The sequence below is a fragment of the Leptospira ainlahdjerensis genome (genome assembly GCF_016919175.1).
Lineage (GTDB): Bacteria > Spirochaetota > Leptospiria > Leptospirales > Leptospiraceae > Leptospira > Leptospira ainlahdjerensis.
The window spans coordinates 57,776-77,937 of sequence record NZ_JAFFPU010000033.1; the positions used below are offsets into that span (position 1 = coordinate 57,776).

Annotated in this window: 21 protein-coding genes; all 21 read right to left on the minus strand. The window is 38.8% G+C overall.

Annotated elements, in window-relative coordinates:
* Positions 1-2 precede the first annotated feature (2 nt).
* The 21 genes from hisH to JWG45_RS09125 all read right to left on the minus strand — a co-directional run bounded on the left by hisH (position 3) and on the right by JWG45_RS09125 (position 20,157).
* A complete protein-coding gene (gene hisH / locus JWG45_RS09025; protein ID WP_205279429.1) occupies positions 3-617 on the minus strand; it encodes an imidazole glycerol phosphate synthase subunit HisH in 615 nt (204 codons plus the stop codon).
* Entirely contained in the window at positions 614-1,756 is a 1,143-nt protein-coding gene (locus tag JWG45_RS09030) for an N-acetyl sugar amidotransferase (protein WP_205279430.1), read from the minus strand. The genes hisH and JWG45_RS09030 overlap by 4 nt, the downstream gene beginning before the upstream one ends.
* 42 nt (positions 1,757-1,798) lie before the next feature.
* Positions 1,799-2,704, minus strand: a complete 906-nt coding sequence (locus tag JWG45_RS09035; protein WP_205279431.1) for a glycosyltransferase family 2 protein — start codon at positions 2,702-2,704, stop codon at positions 1,799-1,801.
* Between the two features lie 2 nt (positions 2,705-2,706).
* On the minus strand, positions 2,707-3,684 hold the full coding sequence (locus JWG45_RS09040; protein WP_205279432.1) for an NAD-dependent epimerase/dehydratase family protein: 978 nt from the start codon (positions 3,682-3,684) through the stop codon (positions 2,707-2,709).
* A complete protein-coding gene (locus tag JWG45_RS09045) occupies positions 3,675-4,127 on the minus strand; it encodes a dTDP-4-dehydrorhamnose 3,5-epimerase family protein (protein ID WP_205279433.1) in 453 nt (150 codons plus the stop codon). The genes JWG45_RS09040 and JWG45_RS09045 overlap by 10 nt, the downstream gene beginning before the upstream one ends.
* Positions 4,128-5,219, minus strand: a complete 1,092-nt coding sequence (gene rfbG / locus JWG45_RS09050; RefSeq protein ID WP_205279434.1) for a CDP-glucose 4,6-dehydratase — start codon at positions 5,217-5,219, stop codon at positions 4,128-4,130.
* A gap of 12 nt (positions 5,220-5,231) precedes the next feature.
* Positions 5,232-5,996 (minus strand): glucose-1-phosphate cytidylyltransferase, encoded by a 765-nt coding sequence (gene rfbF / locus JWG45_RS09055; RefSeq protein ID WP_205279435.1) that lies wholly within the window; start codon positions 5,994-5,996, stop codon positions 5,232-5,234.
* A 9-nt stretch (positions 5,997-6,005) separates the two neighbouring features.
* Positions 6,006-7,895, minus strand: a complete 1,890-nt coding sequence (locus JWG45_RS09060) for a TIGR04326 family surface carbohydrate biosynthesis protein (RefSeq protein WP_205279436.1) — start codon at positions 7,893-7,895, stop codon at positions 6,006-6,008.
* Entirely contained in the window at positions 7,888-8,886 is a 999-nt protein-coding gene (locus JWG45_RS09065) for a phosphoglycerate dehydrogenase (protein ID WP_205279437.1), read from the minus strand. Before JWG45_RS09065 ends, JWG45_RS09060 begins: the two co-directional genes overlap by 8 nt.
* A 42-nt stretch (positions 8,887-8,928) precedes the next feature.
* Positions 8,929-9,891 carry a methyltransferase domain-containing protein gene (locus JWG45_RS09070; RefSeq protein ID WP_205279438.1) on the minus strand — a complete coding sequence of 321 codons (963 nt, stop codon included), beginning with the start codon at positions 9,889-9,891 and terminating at the stop codon, positions 8,929-8,931.
* A gap of 15 nt (positions 9,892-9,906) precedes the next feature.
* Positions 9,907-10,245: a DapH/DapD/GlmU-related protein gene (locus tag JWG45_RS22170; RefSeq protein WP_332476417.1), complete on the minus strand. Its 339-nt coding sequence runs from the start codon at positions 10,243-10,245 to the stop codon at positions 9,907-9,909.
* Between the two features lie 528 nt (positions 10,246-10,773).
* On the minus strand, positions 10,774-11,850 hold the full coding sequence (locus JWG45_RS09080; RefSeq protein WP_205279439.1) for an AroB-related putative sugar phosphate phospholyase (cyclizing): 1,077 nt from the start codon (positions 11,848-11,850) through the stop codon (positions 10,774-10,776).
* Positions 11,843-12,574 (minus strand): SDR family NAD(P)-dependent oxidoreductase, encoded by a 732-nt coding sequence (locus JWG45_RS09085; RefSeq protein WP_205279440.1) that lies wholly within the window; start codon positions 12,572-12,574, stop codon positions 11,843-11,845. Before JWG45_RS09085 ends, JWG45_RS09080 begins: the two co-directional genes overlap by 8 nt.
* Before the next feature lie 23 nt (positions 12,575-12,597).
* Entirely contained in the window at positions 12,598-13,632 is a 1,035-nt protein-coding gene (locus tag JWG45_RS09090) for a Gfo/Idh/MocA family protein (protein WP_205279441.1), read from the minus strand.
* Entirely contained in the window at positions 13,629-14,393 is a 765-nt protein-coding gene (kdsB, locus tag JWG45_RS09095; protein WP_205279442.1) for a 3-deoxy-manno-octulosonate cytidylyltransferase, read from the minus strand. Before kdsB ends, JWG45_RS09090 begins: the two co-directional genes overlap by 4 nt.
* 27 nt (positions 14,394-14,420) lie before the next feature.
* Positions 14,421-15,188 carry an HpcH/HpaI aldolase family protein gene (locus tag JWG45_RS09100; protein ID WP_205279443.1) on the minus strand — a complete coding sequence of 256 codons (768 nt, stop codon included), beginning with the start codon at positions 15,186-15,188 and terminating at the stop codon, positions 14,421-14,423.
* A gap of 1 nt (position 15,189) precedes the next feature.
* Positions 15,190-15,825, minus strand: a complete 636-nt coding sequence (locus JWG45_RS09105; protein ID WP_205279444.1) for an SIS domain-containing protein — start codon at positions 15,823-15,825, stop codon at positions 15,190-15,192.
* A gap of 47 nt (positions 15,826-15,872) precedes the next feature.
* A complete protein-coding gene (locus JWG45_RS09110; protein ID WP_205279445.1) occupies positions 15,873-16,712 on the minus strand; it encodes an FkbM family methyltransferase in 840 nt (279 codons plus the stop codon).
* Between the two features lie 39 nt (positions 16,713-16,751).
* Positions 16,752-17,411 carry a 6-phosphogluconolactonase gene (pgl, locus tag JWG45_RS09115; protein WP_205279446.1) on the minus strand — a complete coding sequence of 220 codons (660 nt, stop codon included), beginning with the start codon at positions 17,409-17,411 and terminating at the stop codon, positions 16,752-16,754.
* A gap of 134 nt (positions 17,412-17,545) precedes the next feature.
* On the minus strand, positions 17,546-19,339 hold the full coding sequence (locus JWG45_RS09120) for an LIC12162 family transferase (protein WP_205279447.1): 1,794 nt from the start codon (positions 19,337-19,339) through the stop codon (positions 17,546-17,548).
* Positions 19,333-20,157, minus strand: coding sequence for an SDR family oxidoreductase (locus tag JWG45_RS09125; protein ID WP_205279448.1), 825 nt, complete (start codon positions 20,155-20,157; stop codon positions 19,333-19,335). Before JWG45_RS09125 ends, JWG45_RS09120 begins: the two co-directional genes overlap by 7 nt.
* Positions 20,158-20,162: the final 5 nt, after the last annotated feature.

The window sequence follows — 20,162 nt, forward strand, 5'->3', positions numbered from 1 at the left end:
AATTAAAGTTTCGCGAAATTACGAAGTAAAGAAACTCCATTGTGATGACTTTTCTCGGGATGAAACTGAGTTCCGTAAATATTCTCCCGATTTACCGCGCACGTAAAATCACCTCCGTAATTCGCCACAGCAATCGATTCTTCAGCGTTCTCACATTCCATAAAATATGAATGAAGAAAATAAAATCTAGGTTCTTGTTCAAGATCTACGAGAAGAGGATTCTCTTTGGTGGAATGTACCTCGTTCCAACCTATCTGTGGAACGGTTAAATGAGAATTATTAGCTTCAAATCTAAATTTCTTCACGCGTCCTTTGATCCATCCTAAGCCGGGTTTTTCACCTTCCTCACTCTTATCCGCTAAAATTTGCATACCGACACAAACACCTAAGACCGGCATTTTCTTATCCAATATCAAATGACTAAGGACATTCAGAATCCCCGATTCCGTTAACTTATCGATGACGCTGTCAAAGGATCCGACGCCCGGCATGATTAGTTTCTGACATTCGGAAAGTTCTTCTTTCGTCTTCACAATTTGATGCGGAAAACCTAGTCCTTTCAGAACATTAGAAAAAGCTTTTAAATTTCCAACGCCATAATCCAAAATCCCAATCACTGAATTATCCTTTTTTCAATTCCCAGAAATCTAAAAATTTTTGTTCCAAGCGCAATCAAATTGCTATTTGACTTGTAATCTCGATAGGACTTTTTTTCTGCTTTTTCCATCGCTTCCAATTCTTCCCTGGAAATATCCAGTTTAGATGCAATGTAATCAAAATCCTTTGAGACAGTCAGCTGGTCATACGGTTTTTTAGCGATCTCCTCCAAGGCATCCTTTCTAGTTTTCTGATTGGTTAATATCAAGCTCGAATAGTGGGCTTTCCGTTTATCGTATCCGAATCTGTTTGGCAGCCAATAGCCTTCGTAGAATTTGGTGAAACGTGATTCATAATGTTTATGACTGTAACGTTGCCAGCCAAACTTCATTTCCAACTCCTGTATCGCACCTTCTTTAGTGTAAGGAACGTAGTTCAAAGGTTGGACTACTTTCAGTTTTTTAAATATTCGATAATAGATTTTATACTTAAAAATTCCGGCCAATGGAAATGTTCTTAATTTTCTTTTACCGAACTTCTTATGAATGTCCTTTAATTGTCTTAGATCGGAGGCGTGATAGTGCCACTCTAAAGGTTCGCGAATACACTCAGTGGAGTAATTGCCTCCATTCAAAATGTAATGAAATCCGTGTTTCGAAGCGTAATTATAAAGCGAGGCGAAAAAAACATGGTCCTGCGGAGTATCCAAGTGCGGCACGCCTGCTCGAAAAAAAGCAAGCTGTAAATCCTTCATCTCTTCCCAGTTTACTACTTCGGTAATCAAATCCAACTTTAGACCGTCTACAATCTTTTCGATATTGTTTACGGCTTCCTGAGAATTCCAGCCGGCATCCACGTGAAACAAAAGGGGCCTTAGGCCGAATTTCTCCTTCGCCAAATATGCCAAATAGGAACTATCTACTCCCCCGCTAATTCCCAAAATACAATCGTAGTCTTTTCCCTTACCTGATTCCTTAATCTTTTCGATCATATCTTTGAGTAATTTTGTGTTGTTTAATTTATGATCCCATTCGGGTTTAATATTTTGGAAATAGTTTAAACAATGATTACATACACCGTTCGAGTCGAATGTGATATTGGGATCGGTTGTGTCCATCACACAATTTGTACATACGCGGAACTCTTTTGAATTTTGCATTTTTCCTCTAACCTACAATGATTTTAATTTTATTGAAGAGCGCTACTTACTTAAACCGAAACATCTACGGATTTTCCATATCTGAAACAAAAGCAAATATTTCCATTTGGTGCGAATCGGGGCCTTCTGCAATAGTTTCATCTCTTTTTTAACACCGTCAAAATCCCCTATTGAGGCGCTCACCCGCATCATCGTCTTATGAAACCACCAAGGCATCTTTATTTCATTATCGACGAGACTTTCAAAATCGGAAGAGTATTTACTCTTTAAAACCTGAAGCACTTTCCATGAACGGGTTGGATTGGTAAGATTCCCTCCTCCTACCCAGTAATACCCGAGGCATTCTTTGATTCTGTAAAATCGATCCGTTTTTCGCGAAACACGAATCCATAAATCAAAATCTTCACCGGCAACCAAATCCGGGTCTTCATCTAATCCCCCAACCTCGTCCACTATAGACTTTCGAACTACAACGCTAGAATTATTAATTCCGTTCCCATTTAAAATTAGGTCTTGAAAAACAGGCTTTTCGAGATTTCTAGTTTTCTCTTTTCTGAAATGAAAGAACTGATTAAAAGAATTCACATGATAAAGGTCGTGATAGATAAGATCGAAATTCTTCGATTCTAAAATTGAAACGGACTTTTCTAACTTATCCGGACGCCACCAATCATCGGAATCCAAAAAGGCAAGAAAAACTCCTTTCGCGTTCTTAATTCCTACATTTCTAGAAAGCGCCACAACTCCATGATTTTGAATTTCGAAAAACGAAATTCTTTGATCTGAAAGAGATTCGATAAAAGCTCTAGTATTGTCCGTCGAGGAATTATCAACCACCAAAACTTCCCAATCCTGAAACGTTTGTTTAAAAATCGAAGATAAAGCCCGCTCTAGATCTGTCGCTCTGTTAAACGTTGGAATGATAATACTAACTTTCGGATTCTTCATTCTTAATTTCTTCCAGATGAGAAGTGTGTAACGCAAAATCGAATCAGGGCGTCTATTTCTCCTAGTCTGTTTTTAGCGGGTTGAATCCCGTATTCTTTTAATTTATCGATGCTGTAATGCAAATTCTCGATTTTACACTTCTCGATACCCGTTTCGTTTCTTTCCAACGCAGGTTTATATCCGAGTATAATTTCACATCTACTCTGAATTGTCTGAGCCATCTCCCAAACTGTAATCGCCCAATCTCCTCCGAGATTGAAAATTTTACTCGAATTAGGAGAACTATTGTCTGATAAGAAAAAATGCAAAGCGTTGATAAGTCCGTGGATGGGTATAAAATCTCTTTTTTGCAATCCGTTCGATCTTAGTTTCATTTTTTTTTCTTCGACTGCTTGTCTGCATAAATCGTTCACGAGCAAAGTCCAACAATTTGTTTCCTTCATTAGAGGTGGACCGTACGCATTGGATAAACGAATTACGTACCCATCGATTTTACCTAACGAGGCGTAATACCTCGTAATATCCTCGGCGGCTTTGTGACTTGCGGCGTAAGGGTGAAAATTATTCGTAGGCGTGTCTTCTGAAAAAAAACCGACTAACGGACTAGCGTACACATGGGCAGTTGAAAAATATATAAACTTATTTACCTTTTCTATGATAGCGGCTTCCAAAAGAAGTCCAGTGTTGACAGTATTTACCTTATAAGACTCGGTCGGCTTTATCGCTGAATCCTGTGCGTTCATTCCCGCCAAATGGACGACTGCAAACACTTCGGCGCAGACTTTTCGCAAACTTTGGAAATCATCCCAATCAATGGATCGAACATTACAATTTGTGAAATTAAAAAGGTCCTTCGATTCTCTTTGCGCGACTATTACACTCCAAGCTTCACTTTCAGCGAAGAATTTTACTATTCGTCCCCCCAAATACCCGGAAGCGCCGGTTATTAAGAGTTTTTTTGGAGCAGAATTTATTTCCATTTATACGGGATTTGGTCTGTATTAGAATCCAACTTTTCGTTGTCCTCCGGGTCATGCGGAGTATCCACACAATTTGCTATCAACGCAGTGTTCTCCGAAAGACATTTGAAGCCGTAATAGATTCCTGTAGGAATCCGAATTCTTACATAAGCGTCAGGTCGTCCCAACTCTATTTCCAAAATTCTAGAAAAAGACTGCTCGTCTTTTCTTGCATCAAAGAGTACGAGAAGAATTCTTCCAATCGGAACGGCTAAGTTTTGCGTTTGCTTTCTATGGATCTTCCACGCCTTAATGGATCCGGGTGTAACCTCGGAAAAATAAAGTTCTCCGAATTTCGTAAATTCTTCGTCGGTAACTTTCTGCATGTGCAAAACCGAACCCTTGGGATCCGGTATTTCTCGTAACGGATAAGTAAAAACTCCTTCGATAATCGTATTATACATTCATTGAACCCATTGGATACTACGTTCTTTTGCCAAGCCTACGTAAGAATCTATCTGCTGATTCGTAAAAGAACCTACGTCAGCATTTTTTTCCAACCAATTCTTATACCAATCAATTGTAAAAGAAACGGTCTCATCGATTTTCAAAACCGGTCTCCAGTTTAAATAAAATAGGGCCTTATCGCAAGATAACTTAAGTAACTTGGCCTCTTTACCACCTTCCTTATGGTCCTCCGGGATCGACCAACGCACTTCTGGCCAGATTAATTTTATCTTATTAAGAAGTTCTAATACAGTTTCGTTTACATTCGCGTCAGGACCGAAATTAAAGGCTTCTCCATTCAATCCGTCTTGATTCAGGTAGAGCCTTTTTCCCAAATCCAAGTAACCGCTTAGAGGTTCTAAAACGTGTTGCCACGGTCTTGTCGCTAGTGGACTCCGAATTAAAACGGGTTCATTTTTTGACCACGCACGAATACAATCCGGAACGATCCTATCTTCGGCCCAATCTCCGCCGCCGATTACGTTACCCGCTCTCGTTATTCCGATTCGCTGATCCGAATTTTCAAAAAAAGATTTATAGAACGAGTTCGCAACTAAATCCGCACAACTTTTTGATCCGCTATATGGATCGTGACCAGCAAGTGCGTCTGTTTCTCTATAACCCCAAGGCCATTCGTCATTTCTATATGCCTTATCGCTCGTGATAAGTACCGCCACTTTGACAAAAGACTTACTTCGAATGATGTCGAGTAAATTTACCATACCCATTACGTTTGTCTCAAAAGTTTCTACAGGATCGCGATAGGACCTTTTTACTAGAGCTTGAGCCGCCATATGAAAAATGAATTCCGGTTTAAAATCGTCGATTACCTTTTCCAATCTCGATTTATCTCTGATGTCACCTAGGAAGTGTCCCATGTGATCTGCAAGGTTCATAAGTTCGAAATTGCTCGGAACTGTTGGAATGTCCTTCGAATAGCCAGCAACGGTTGCACCCAATAAATTCAACCAGGCGGATAACCAGGATCCTTTGAATCCTGTATGACCGGTTATTAATACTCTTTTGCCTTTGTATACATTTAGAAACATTGTGCGTTCGACCTATTTCCAAGGAGCCTTATTTTGAACCCATAGTTCTTCAAGAGTCTGTTTGTCGCGCAATGTATCCATGCACTGCCAAAAACCTTTGTGATGAAAAGCCATAAGTTGACCTTCCGTAGCTAAACTTTCAAGCGGGGATCGTTCAAACATTGTTGAATCATTTTCTATATAATCAATAACCTTCGGTTCTAAGATAAAAAAACCACCGTTGATCCACCCTTCTCCCGCTTGCGGTTTTTCTTGAAACTGTATGATTTGATTGTTCTGAATCTCCAATTCTCCAAACCTTACAGGCGGACGGACTGCAGTAACGGTTGCCAACTTACCGTGAGAACGATGAAACTCCAACGCAGACTTGATATCCACATTGGACACCCCATCACCATAGGTAAGCATAAAAGTACCATGATCTTTTAGCTGATCGCGTAATCTTAGAATGCGACCTCCGGTCATCGTGAGAGGTCCCGTATCGGATAACATTACGGTCCAATCTTCGGCTGTCGGGTTCGAATACGCGGTATTTCCGTTTTTTAAAGTAATTGTTAGATCGCTCATTCTTGCGTGATAATTTAGGAAATAATCCTTTATCACCTCACCTTTGTAGCCAAGGGCAAGAATAAAGTCGTTAAAGCCATTCTTTTCGTATATTTTCATGATATGCCAAAGAATAGGCTTGCCTCCGATTTCAACCATTGGTTTCGGTTTAAGTATAGTCTCTTCACTCAAACGAGTACCAAGACCGCCGCACAAAATTACAGTTTTCATTCTTAATTCCTAAAAATCTTTTAAATCCAATAGTTCCTTCCACTTAGTTAATTCTTTATCTAAATGAAATATCATTCTACTTTGATCGATTCTTTTCGGAGAAAAACTTTGTGACTCAAGCGCCTTTGCTAATTCACGTCCGTCCGAAACGAACGTAACATTTTTAAGACCAAGCAGTGGACTCATATTCAAGGTCGTTCCGTCCAACATTGAAATAACAGGTACTCCCGCGCTAAATGCATCCAGGGAAGCCGAAGTAATATTACTTGTGTAAGCAATATCGACTTCGTTTAACAAATCACTCAAAGAATTGCATGTAACGGTAAAATTTAATCCCGGAAACTCAGTGTTATCCACAGGATATGCCGGGTGAGCTTTTAATATAAATTCATACTTACGCTCCAAAGCGGGTAGCGCGTTTATCAAGGTTTGTATCTGCAAAATCGTTGCGCCGGGAAGATAATCAGTCAAAATTAGTACTCGGACAACCTTTTTCTTATTTCCTGTTCTGTGAACTTTAGTATTTGCAAGAATATGAATATATCGCAGAGCTTCAACTTCCCGAATTTGATCTTTCGGATACCTACCCTCTAAAAAAGCTTCAGAAGATTTAATCCCATTTAGAGCAACTAAGTCCGGCATCGGCATAGCATTCTTAAAACTTCTTCTATCGCGAAAATACCGTAGATCCCAAAATCTTATCGTCGCGTGAGGAACACCGATAAGTGTACCGTATCTCTTCTTTCTCCAAACATGTATAAGAGCCATTTCCCAAGCTTGGTTTTCCTGAAGATAAAAGCCTAATTTTTGAAAAGGTAAATTATCGAAACAATTTTCGATCGAATTTAGAAAAAAAAGGTTCTGAACTGCGATCGCTCCCCTCAAGGAATTGAAAAAATCTGCCTTAATCAAAACCCAAAAATCAAAACCTAAAAGCTCAGTCTTACAAAGGGAAGAAAATTCTCGGATCCGTATGCTCAGCATTAGTAATCGACAATAATCAAAGAAGGTTTTAAGAATCGCTTTTCGATCAATAAAGCCTTCCAGAAAACTATGAGCTTCCGTTTTCTCAAGATTGAATTGTTCCAAAACGGATAATGCTTTTCTAGAGTTCGCAACCAAAGAATGTGGAATAAAGATATGCGACCAATGAGTCTTTACTCTAGCATTTCTCAGAAAATCGATTAAAATCGTCCAATAGTCAGATTTAAAAATAAATGGCTCGTTCTTGTTTAACTTGAGATGAAAAAAATAATCAAAAAAAGTAATGTGAGTGTTTTGGATCCTTTTTTCGGGTAGAGTTTGTTTTCTTAGGCTGTGGATCAGATACAAATACCGAATCAGAGCGACGATAGCTTGTAGGGGATAAAATATTTTTGAATACAGACTGCGTATTGTAAATGATTTCGAGAAAAAAGGAGGTTTTTCCAAATCATGTTCGTAAAATTTAATATTCTTACTCTTGCAAAATTTTCTTACAACGCTCTTTAATAGATCATTGTCCGAACAAATTTCTATTCTATCAAATGAGGATGTTGCAAGAATTTCTTCCAAGGCAAGGAGTTTGACTAAATCTGTCATAAAGGAAGATTTTCCATAGTTTCCTTCGACAATTAAAGTCATCCACCAATAGCTAAAGCCTGGACGAATCATCATCCAATCTACGATTCTTTTTTTCTGAATTCTTTTTTCACCTAAGTCATAAATTAATGAGTTGTATTTTTCTCTCAATCGATTGCGATTTTTATCTAGGTATTTCGGAATCGAATATTTCCTTTTCGATCTCTCTTCAAAATAGCTCTGCCAGAGATAACATTCACCCTCGAAATCGGGAACTCTCGTTAGGTGATGTCGATCCCAAATGAGTACGGATTTCTTGTCTAAATCGGAGTTAAACAATCTGATTCTGATATTCTTCTTCGGGAACAGGGTTTAGCAATTCCTTACCACTGAAGAATCGAATGATTTCTTCGGCCGAACCTCGCTCCATCAGTAATCTGCAATCGTAAGAACAAGAGCCCATGTGTTCGGTCAAGATGATATTATCTAATTCGATCAGATTCCCTTTATAGGGTTCCGTTTCAAATACATCGATTGCAGCACCCGCAATTCTTTTTTGGATCAGTGCTTCATATAAATCAGATTCGTCGACAATGCCGCCGCGAGCTGTATTGATTAAGAAAGCCTCTTTTTGAAATAAATCGAATTCCTTCCGACCGATTAGATTTTTTGTTTTGCTAGTCAAAGGAACATGTAAGGAAATAAGATCCGCATTGCCGTAGATTTCTTCCTTTTCTACAAATTGAAATTCTATCTTACGAGATTCCAAAATTGAAGCCACCTCTTTTGTCTTATCCTTAAGATCATTGATTAAGATCTTTTTCGGCTTAAATTCAGAAAGGATTCGAATCACATTCATGCCGACACGGCCGGCACCGATAATTCCTATCGTGGATTCACCAAGTCTTTTTCCGGTAAACCTCGACCATCCTCCGGTCCTTAGCTCTTGATGAGCAAGAACCACTTTCCGAGTCAGAGTTACCATAAGACCGATAGTCAATTCGACCACTGCCATCGTCACCGCATCCGGAGTATATGCCACTGCAATCCTTCGATCTTTGCAGAGTTGTAATGGAACCGAATCTAATCCTATACCGACTCTGGAAATTATTTTCAATTTCGAATTTTTTTGAATGAGGGGCGTAAGATCTTCAGTCCCTGCGATAATTCCGTCGACATCCTTAGCAAACTCGGCTACTTCCAAAGGAGTTAATTTTCTTTTTAGAGGGTTTGTAAAGATTTCCAAACCGGCTTCTTCAAGGATTCTCATCGGTTCCGAATCATAAAATCCGAACGGATATGTGGAGATAAAAATTTTATAGTGTTTCATAAAGTATCGATATCAAATTTTGCGCATACAATCTCTTGTAAGCTATTTTTTTGCAAAAACCCAAACGTGGGAGCTTAGTTTGTGACTCTTCAGAAAGGATTGAAATTCCTCTATAGCCTTCGATCCTCTCTTTTTTAGAATCCTAAGAAAGTCGTTTTCATAACCACTATTAAATACGATGTCCACATCCAGCTCACCCGGCGTAAGAACCTCTACTTCGGAAAAGCCTGCGGCTTTAAATGCTTTTTCAAAACCTTCTACACTCAAAAAATTAAGGTGATGCGGAGGAAATATGCTGTTGGATTTTTCTTGAAGAGTAAGAATATCGTATCCTTCGTAGCCGAGCCCAGTCAAAAGGCAATAACCGCCCGGCTTTACCAGTTTAAAAACTGAGTTTACGAATTTTGAAACCGAAAAAACATGCTCTACCACTTCCGAAGATATTACCAAATCAAACTTATCAGACCATTGACCTGAATTCTCAGCCGTAGTATTTAGAGTTTTGATTCCTTTTTTCCTTGAGACTTCTGCCATTTCCAAAGAAGGTTCAATTCCAAAAATCTCAACATCGACAAAAAAACGGCGAGCCTCTTCTAAAAAAATTCCGTATCCTGAGCCAACATCACAGATATTAGAGGGTTGAAAATTTCGTTTCTGAAAATATTCGAATATTCTTTGCGCCTTCGGCTTGAATAATTTTTCTCTCCTCGACTCGGCAACAGCCGGAAAAAAAACATTAGACCAATATCTGGAAGATTGGGCCGATACATAAAAATCGTCCAACATGTCTTCCGAAGGTCGAGGATTGCAGAACAAGCTTCCGCAGTCTAAACACAAAACGTATACGTATTCGTTTTTCTGAATATGATTTTTACTATTTTTTGAATCACAAGCAGGACAGGCAATGGTAACAAACTCTTTTTTATCTAGAGTTTTAGAATCCAATTCTACAAGTTTTAAATATGCGGACAATAATTCTTTAGGACGTATTTCGTTTTCTTTCATTTTAGAGTAGACTCATTAATCTATTTTGATTTGGCCAAAGGTACGAATTACCTTCGCTGGATTTCCTGCCGCAAGACAATTCTCAGGAATCGATTTTGTTACGACACTCCCGGCTCCGATCACAGAGTTATTTCCAATCACAACTCCTTTTAAGATAATAACTTGACTTCCAATCCAAACATTGTCGCCGATGATAACATTCTCGTCTGATTCAAGATCAGGGTTGGAGAGTCGATTTTCAGGCGGCCAAAGTGCATGAAACGAAGAGTCCATAATGACAACGTTTGGCGCAAGCATCGTATTGTTACCGATCTGAATGGTTTTTGATCTCGCAGTGATAGAAACTCCGTTCACTCCAACATTTTTTCCGATCAATAGTTGTGAGCCTGATGATAGGGTTTTCAATCTCGTCGGCGAAAAAATAGAAGAGGCGCTTGACCGAAAAGAATCGGAAACCGAAGTAAAATTTTCGCCAATCTCCATTCTACTGCCTGGAAATTTAGAAACAATCACCTTACCGAATATCGAAGGGTTTTTACCGACGCGAACCCTCCAGAGAAAGGTTTTAACTTTAAATGAAAAAAAACTTTCCCATTGAATCAAACTGAGCCACATCTCAGAAAACCCGTATGTGAGTAAATTAAGAATATTCTATTTTTTTAATTTATCAATGATTCCCATAAATCATCCGTTTTTTCAAAATACACTTTCCGTATCAAATGCATTCAAACGCTATCTTCGGATTAAAGAAAGTCAAGATCCAGACAGCTCTGAATTAAAAATTATCAATATTGTCAAAACCTTAGAAAACATAGAAGCGGCTTTTAGAATATGGTTCAATTTCAAAAAGAGATCTCCCTTTTTTATATTTACCAAGGGGTGTTACTTTCTTGAATACTCGGTTGAAAAGTATTCGGAAATCAAGCTCCGATTTTGTATATTCAACTCCAATTCCCTTACTTCTAACTTTCCGATTCCTCTGCTCAAAATACATGTCAGGTTTGCATTTACGTTTTTTTTGTCTTTATTAAGAAGATTACAATAATCATCGATCGAAAAGTCGGAGAAGCTTGCCTCCGGAAAATTTGCTTTTAGTAAAGCTCGAATAAAACTATAGTCGCTTTCAGGCATAAAACCCAAACGATAAGAAAGAAAATTTGCGAGATCCATGCCGATCGTTACAGCCTGTCCATGATTGATTCTATAATTCGTTAGTGCTTCAATCGCATGCCCAAAAGTATGTCCGTAGTTAAATTTACGTCTTTCTCCGCGGTCAAACTCATCGATTTCGATGACTTTCTTTTTTATGGTAAGGCTTTCACGAATAAATTCGATCAAAAGACTTCTATCCAAAAAAATCTCCTCACGCATCAAATGTAATTTATGAGCAAGGTCGGAAGAGCTATAAAGATAATAATGGTACATTTCTCCTATGCCTGACTTAATATCGTCTTTCGTTAGAGAATTAAGAAATATAGAATCAATATAAATTTTATCTGGTGGATAAAAGGTACCTACTAAATTTTTTACACTTTTAAAATTAATTGAGGACTTTCCACCGATACAACTATCAGCCTGCGCAAGCAAAGTGGTCGGAATAAAAATCCAAGGAACCCCTCTGAACAAAATAGAGGCGGTAAAGCATACAATATCCTGAGTGATACCCCCGCCAATGGCGACGATACTACTATTTCGTTTGATTCCGCCTGTTACTAAATTTTCAATTAGCTTTTGTGCGGATTCTATATTCTTATTTTTCTCCTCTGCCTCGATCAAGAACAACCTCTTATCAAGTGCATCTATACCAACCCAATGTTTAAAATATAGAGAATAAATTTTGCTATCAACTACGAAAAAAGTGTCCTCTCTGAGTAACACATTCAAAACATCGAAGATGTCCTTATTAAAAACAACCTCATAATTTTTTTGAGAAGATTTTATCCGAATAAAATCAGACATTCACAAACCCCCCGTCAACAATGATATTCTGTCCGGTTAGATAGGTGTTGCAATCGCTTGCCAGAAATAAAACTACTTTAGATATCTCTTCCGCTTTCGCCATTCTTCCGATTGGGATTTGCGACTCTAATTGTTTCATCTCCGATTCACTTAGATTTTTCTTTGTTAAATCGGTAAGGACAAATCCAGGAGAAACGGTATTTATTAGAACATTATACTTTGCCAATTCGTTTGAAGCAGAAACGGTAAGACCTCGAATCGCGTATTTAGTCATGGTGTAGATACTTCTTTTTTCGCGGCTAACCGACCCGAAAATTGAGGCAATATTGATAATTCTACCATACTCTTTTTTTTTCATCATTTTAGAAACGGTTCTCGTAATAAAAAAAGGAGCGTTCACGTTTACACTCAACATATCGTCCCAATCTTTTTCCAAAGTGTTTTCGATGTAATTTATCCTATTGATTCCCGCGTTATTTATACATACATCGATCCTTTCTAAATTTTCCAGATAATTAATAAAATCCTTCAATGCATTCCGATTTTGAAAATCGACTGAATAGTAGATTAGATTTGGATGACGAAAATCGTCGTTTAATTCTGCTGAAGTGCCGGTGATGATCACTTTTCCACCTAACCCAAGAAAATCGGTCGCGAGTTGCTTACCAATTCCTCTACTTCCACCCGTCACAAGAATTAATTTTTCTTTATATGAAATTTTCATTTGAATAAGATTACGCGCCCCAATCAATTCGGATTCGAAATGGAATAGGCCTCTCTCCACTCTGGATCGGCATAATAAATCTGGTAGACTAGTTTCATAGTTTGATAAGCGTCTAAACTGGAACCCGTTTTTACAGGTTCGTTTTTCAGAATGTGGTCGGTAAATTCGTTAATCTCGTCCCGCCATGAGTTATCTTCTAAGTAGTTGATCGTTTCAATTCTTGGATTTCCCCCCGATTCCAAATCCTTTGGATAAATCGTCAAAGTTTCCTGCCCGTAAGATTTGGATCCAGATAGAATCCCCGACAACACGAGACTTCCCTCTCCTAAATTGATCTGTAAATTAAATCGATGACGCCACTCCGTAGCAGTGGATTGAAACTGGATGATCACACCGGAACGGGACTTCATTAGTGCAAAAGCATTGTCCTCGACTTCAAGGTTCCAATAACTATTGGAAATATAACTTTTAACCTCCTCCATTTCCCCGGCAAAGAGCCTTATCAAATCAACCATGTGGATTCCTTGATCCAATAGAATTCCGCCGCCGGCGATTTCTCGATTCGCTCTCCAACCGTTAGCCACATTCACGATAGCAGACTTACCATACACTCCTCGTATATTGATTACCTTTCCCATCTTACCCGAAGCAACGATTTTCAGGGCTTCTAAAATGGAGTCATGGTATCGATGATTGAAACCGTATTTTAGCTTTAAATTCGGTAATTGTTTTTCTGCTTCTCGAACTTTTTCAATTTCCTGAAGATTTCTTCCCGGCGGCTTTTCACAGAAAACATGCAATCCCTTCTTCAATCCCAAAATCGTCGCTTCCGCAGCTACGTCGTTCGTTAAACAAACGAGCAAGATGTCTAAATTTTCTTTTTCGATTAAATCGTGAAATCTCTGGTAAACTTTTAGATTTTCAGAGCTAAGAAAGCCGTCTTCCAAGCTCTTATCGCAAATCGCCGTCACGACAAGATTTGGATTTTGTTTAATAAACTGATGTCGTCGTTTTCCAACGACTCCGTAACCTGCTATTCCGACTTTTAGTTGATTCATTTTGATTGATTTAAGTAGTTTGGTAGTAATAAATCGGTTTTTAATTTCGACTCCACGCGGGAAACGTCATCTGGCACATCCACTCCGATCATAATACCTTCCGTCAAAACCATTCTTACTTTGTATCCGTGTTCGACTGCCCGATTCATATCGACGGATTCTATGATTTCCAACGGAGTCGGCGCTAATGCAGCGAACGTTTTTAAGAACTCGCTTCTAAACGCAATAACCCCGAGTTGTTTTAACTTTAAATAATCCTCATTCGGATATTTTTTTCGGGAAGGAATCGGTTCCCTGGAGGCATAGAGCAAGTCCCAATTCTTATCCACAACAACTTTCGGAGCATTGGGGCTTTGAAACTCGTCCTCATCCACAATTTTTGTTACAAGATTCGTACAGTAAATGGATGCATCAGCTAACATAGGCTTTACTAAATCATCCAACATGGAAGGAAGAATCAAAGGTTCGTCTCCCTGAACGACGATGATGATATCGCCTTTTACGTAAAGAGCCGCTTCCGCAACCCGATCAATACAGCCTCTGTGAACGTCCGATGTCATAACCGCTTTTCCGCCGAAAGACTCTACCTTGAGTTTGATCTCTTCGTCGCAGGTGGCAACGAACACCTCGTCTATCGAAGAGGACATTTCCACTCTTCTTCGAACATGTTCTATCATTTCTAGACCTGAAATTTTCACCAATGGTTTGTTTGGAAATCTTGTGGAAGCCATTCTTGCTGGCAACACTGCTATCGTTTTCATTTCTGTTCCTGTTCCAAAATTCTTTGTTTATGATTTGAAAGCGTTCAAATCTTTAAAATTTAAACCCGCCTGGGTGTTGAGCATAATTGCGTCCGTCGAGTATACGATAAATTTTTTACCGTTTCGGATTTCATCGAGAACTTTCTGATAGTCCGCTGGTATTACATGAGTTCCTAAAGGAACCCCCTTTTTTTCCGCAGCATTTTGGAAATCCTGGACCGCTTTTAAGAAATCGGAATGATCGAATTGACCTGTCAGCCCCATCGATCCGGATAAATCATAAGGGCCTAGCATCACCGCATCGATTCCCTTAACTGATAGAATAGAATCGATTTCCTTCATAGCCTTTATATTTTCAATTTGAATGACACGAATTAAATCAGAGTTAATTTCTCTTGAATAGGAATCGAAGTATTTTCCGAATAAACTCGCGTTTGAAAAACCCACACCCCGGGTTCCATTCGGCGGATAACTGCTCCACTTTATAAAATTCTCGACTTGTTCCGAGGTTTCAATCATAGGAACTATAATTCCTCTTGCGCCCGCATCCAAAGCTTGTTTGATATCTTTCGGATGATTCTGAGCGACCCTAGCAAACGGAAGACTTCCTCCGATCTGAATCGCTCTAAAAAGATCAGGAAGGAGATCAAGACTGAAAGACCCATGTTCTAGATCGAGAGCGATCCAGTCAAAGCCGGCGCTTCCTAAAATTTCAGCGACCGCAGTGTTCGGGATTTGCATCCAAGAACCGACAGTTACTCCACCTGAACTTAGTTTTTTCTTGATTGTGTTCATTCTATTTTTCTAAAAGGACGGCAAATTCGTAAAGAAGGTGGTGAATCACCTCATGAACTCCTTCTACAATTCCGTATTTTCCTTTTTCGGACGGAACAAATAACGATAGATCCGCAATTTTCAACGCCTCTCCACCGTCAAAGCCTACCATCGCGATTGTCTTGGCGCCTTTCGTTTTTGCGAACATTAACGCGTTAATGACATTCGGACTATTACCGGAACTTGAAATACCAAACGCTATATCACCCGGACCGATAAAATTCTCCATCTGTCCGACAAAAACGCCGTCGTATCCGTGTGTATAGGTTCCGGGATAATTTCCGAGGATAAATGGTTCCTTTCCGTCGTTAGCCTGAGCGGTCAGCCAGGCAGCATTATCCAATCCGAATACTCTGTAGTATTTTTGATTTTGTTTATTGGAATTTTTTGTTCCTTTCCCGAAATCACAGGCTAAATGCGAAGCGATTCCGTGGCTTCCACCGTTCCCAAAGAAGAATATATTTTTACCATTCTCCTTCGCCTCAAATAGGACGACCGCCACTTTAGAGATCGCATCTAAATCAAGGCTCTGAATGGCCTCAATCGATTCTTTTTGAAACGACTTTGAAAATATTTTTGCTTTTTCTAATAGATCCATACTTTCCCTTTTTCATTGACTACAGATAATTGAGAATATAACGATATTCACTTTTTTACCCAGATTTGATTATAAGTATTTTGAAAACTACCGGTATTGGAAACCGTTGACGCTTTTCTATTTTTCAAATGGAACCCCGCCTTTTCCAAAATTTTACGACTGATCTTAAACTGATCTTCAAAATCTTCATTGATTTCCACCAATATTTCTTTCACGCTACCGAGAATTTTTTCGCCACCTTTTAATATAAGGTGTTCGATCCCGTCCACATCCATTTTGATATAATGAGGTTTTGGTAGTCGAAAGAGTTTTAGCGCGTCTATCATAGAAATTCCAAGGATATTGTATTCAAAAACGGTTTCCATAGGTTTACCATCATGACCAAAAGTTTCCCCGAAGGAAGAAAGAGCCCCCCCCCAATCCGTACTAGTCATTTGAAGCGTATTAACTGAAAGTTTTTCCGAAAGAGGCAATGGTATAATAACGATTTGATTAGAAAGTCGATTTATAAAAACGTTTCTAGCCAGGAGCTCTAAATTAAAAACTGAAGGCTCGAAAGAATAAACTTTTGCATTCTTTTTTTTCGCCGCGTAAATGGAATAAAGTCCGACGTTCGCTCCAATGTCCCAAAACACCGGATCTTTTGTCATCTGATCAATCCATTCTAATGTCTCAGGTTCCTTTGTAGAAAAGGTATTCGCCCTAAATCGATTCAAATCATTGGGCGCAGTAAAATAAAATTTTCCATTGTGTTCAACTTCTTCGATATGATTCATTAACCTATGTATAATCACTTCTATGACATATCTTCCTATAGAAGATTTTCGAAAGAATCCCAAAATCAGTGAGACTATTTTTGCGAGAGAATGTTTAATTATTTTTTTCATTTAAAATTCCTTACTTTCAAAACCGTTCTTTTAAAACTTCTAATTGAGATAATAACAGAGCTCGAGAGATTTTCTCGGTGCCAAGGAGGTTGCCGGTAAGACCTCTCCGGACTTGATTCTATCAATGATAACGGTTTTCTTTTTCCCTTTGGCTATGATCAGAACAAAGTCGGAAGAATTGATCCTATCGATGGAAAGACTTATTCTTTCCATCGGCGGCTTTGGAGAATTAGAAATAGCTAATATTCCTTTTGGGTCCGATAAATTCTGCCCCGGAAATAAGCTGGCGACATGCCCATCTTCGCCTAATCCCAAAAGAACTAGATCAAAGGAGGCAACGGAGTTTATCAATTTTGAATATTCAATAGCTCCATTTTCCGCACCCAATTCACCTTGAATTCTAAATATCTGCGACTTCGAAACCGGAATATATTCGAATAAACTTTTTTCGGCTAAAAAATAATTCGAATCTGGATCGGTTTCGGGGACACAACGTTCATCCCCAAAGTAAAAAAACCACTTCGACCAATCCGTTTTCAACTCCCGCAATTCGGCATAAACTAAACGTGCGGTTTCGCCACCTGTCAGCACGATTCGAAATTCGTTATGAGCTCGGATTTTTGTTTCCGATACCTCTTTTATTTTTTGAACACAGTATTTATAAAAATCAAGTTCATCTGAAAACTCTCGAAATTGCATCGGCATTATTCTCTAAAAAGACCAAAAATCACGAGTAAAATAGACCAGGTGAGATCTCTCTTCCACGAAGCGAGCAACTTTCTCTGATGAGTTCGAAAGATTCGATGAAAAATCTAAAACAATTCTTTTACAATTCATCGCTTTTTTTCAGAAAGAAGATTCAACTCATTGGAAAGGGTAAATACCGGATTGTCTATTTTCTTACAGTAACGGTTCAAGAATTCCATTCTTGCATTTTGAACATCCTCTTGATTCCACCAAAGATCAATTCGATCCCATTGTTGGGTCAAAAATTTCGACGCTTCTTTCGGATTAGGATGAAAGATCCCTACTTTTTCCAAAGACTGAAAATAAGGTTTCGCTTCCTCTCTGATTTCCCAGTATTTGGGATTCCAATAAATAATAGTCGGAATATTTTTATAGAAAGATTCGAGATATGTAGTCGCATTGTAGGTCGAAATGTAAATTCGAAAACGGTTTAATACCTTTTCCAGATCGCTACCTTTTTCCATATAGTCCAAAGTTGGAAAACATTCTCTCCAACGCTCATCTTGACACCAACCGTAATCTTGAGGATAAAATCGTACGGTAAGTTTTTTTCGAATATCTTCCGAAAGAGAATCCACGAAATTCCACTGGTCTTCCAAATAAAATCGATGTTGTGAGGATTGGGGAATGCTATACATATAATAGCTATAACGTGGTATTCCGTTCAGAACCAAAACAGCATTTCCATCTTGATGTCTAGCTTTTACCATCCTTGTGGAAGCCAACTTCGTACAACCGATTGGGAATAGATTTGTTTTACCTGATTTCGTCCATCCCCAAGTCAAATAAGCGTCCGAAATCGACGTTTCATGCTCTTCCAAAAAAGAAAAAGCTCCAATTCCATAAAATCCTCCATGCTGGGAGAGGATTAGGGGAGTTCCATGTTTTCTCTTTTCGGCCGCGAATAACTTAAATAGATCGTTATCCACGTGACTATTGCTAGTAAAGATCAGCTTGGGTTTTGAAGGCCATTTTTTATTCTTTAATTCTTTTTGAAGAGAAGCAAAACCCTCTATAAAAACTTTAGGAATTTGTAAAGGGATCATCCTTTTGACAAAGGATTCAAATTTCGAAGAGGAAGAGGAAACGACCCATTTGGATCTGTCTTCACTGCGATTTTGAAAGCGCGGAAGATTTTCGAATCGTCTTTTTCTTGGAATCGTTCCTAACCGAAGCTGAAGCAAAAAGGAGATTTTCCAAGGAAGGTAGTCTCCAATAAAAAAAGATTCTTTATCGGAAATACCGTAAGACATGATCGAGTAGAATAAATTCTTTGCCCGTTCGCGAAAGCTGCTGAAAAAAGTTTTTTCAAGTCCTCGCTGGTGAGCTCTATCTATTTTGGGAATATCGTCTTGATTTTCTTTGGTTTGCGGTGAAATCTCCTCGATTACTTTCTGATAAATATATTGATTCCAATAATCAGTAATATGTAGTGAAAAAAAATCTGCAGAGTCGTTCGGAGTAATCTCCTCAGGATTAAAATTAAAAAACTCGAAAACGGTTAAATTGTCTGAATCGCTATCCCTGACAACTCCCTGAACAACTTCGTATCTATCGAATAATATGTGAGTAAAATAACCTAACCAAGGTCCAATCAAAATTCTCCAATACTGTAAATCTTGGTCTATACCGTGAATTCGGTTTAGATTTTTCGCGACCTCCGGAAGAAGAATCTCTTCATAAAGACTCTCCAATTGGTAATAGTCATTCTTAAATTTCTCGCGATTATCCCAATGATAGGGATGTGTTTGTGAATCAAAATGCTCCCATATATGTTTTCGATTGTAGATCTTACACCATTCTCCAAGGAAAATCACCGGCGTTTCGAAACTCGGCCATGTTTCCTCTAAAGCGGTTGCGATCAAAGTTCGTTTTACCAAACGGTTCTTCCGCCATCCGCTGCGATAATAGACCCGTTGATATAACTGGAGCTATCGCTTAATAAAAATATTACTAATCCTTGATATTCATCCGCTTGAGCCATTCTTCCAAGCGGAATTCGAGTGGCAATTTCCTTCAAAAATTCAGGGTTTTGTTGATTTTCTACACCACCGGGGCAGATGGCATTACAACGAACATTCTTATCTGCCCAATAGGTCGCTAAATATCTTGTAAGACCTATGATCCCAGCCTTAACGACCGAATAAGTCACAGGTTTTACTGGCTGTAAATCATCCGGCACACCTTTTTTACGATATAACCTTTGATCCGGAGCGATCAATCCCAGATCGGAAGAAATATTTAATATACTTCCTCCGTTTTGGTTTTTCGAAATCGCAAATCCATAGTATTTGCTGCAAAGGTAAGCACCGGTAAGTCCCACAGCCAGATCAGACATCCAAACTTCAGTCGAAAAATTTTCCAAACGAGAAAAATTCTTGGTCGAAGACTCCTCTATCTTCGGATTATTGGCCGCATTGTTAACCAATGCGTCGATTTTTCCGTAAATTTTTAGAACTTCGCTGCAATTTTTTTCTACTTCATTCTCTTTCGTAATGTCGACTTGAAATCCATTGGATTCAATTCCGAAACGTTCGGATATATCTTTCGATAAGGATGTTACCGAGGAAAGATTCACATCCAGAAGTACGGGGATACCGCCCCTACTTGCTACGGCTTCGGCGTGTTTTCGTCCCAATAATCCGCCGGCTCCGGTGATGACTACGACTTTGTCTTTTAAACTAAATAAGGAATCCATAATAT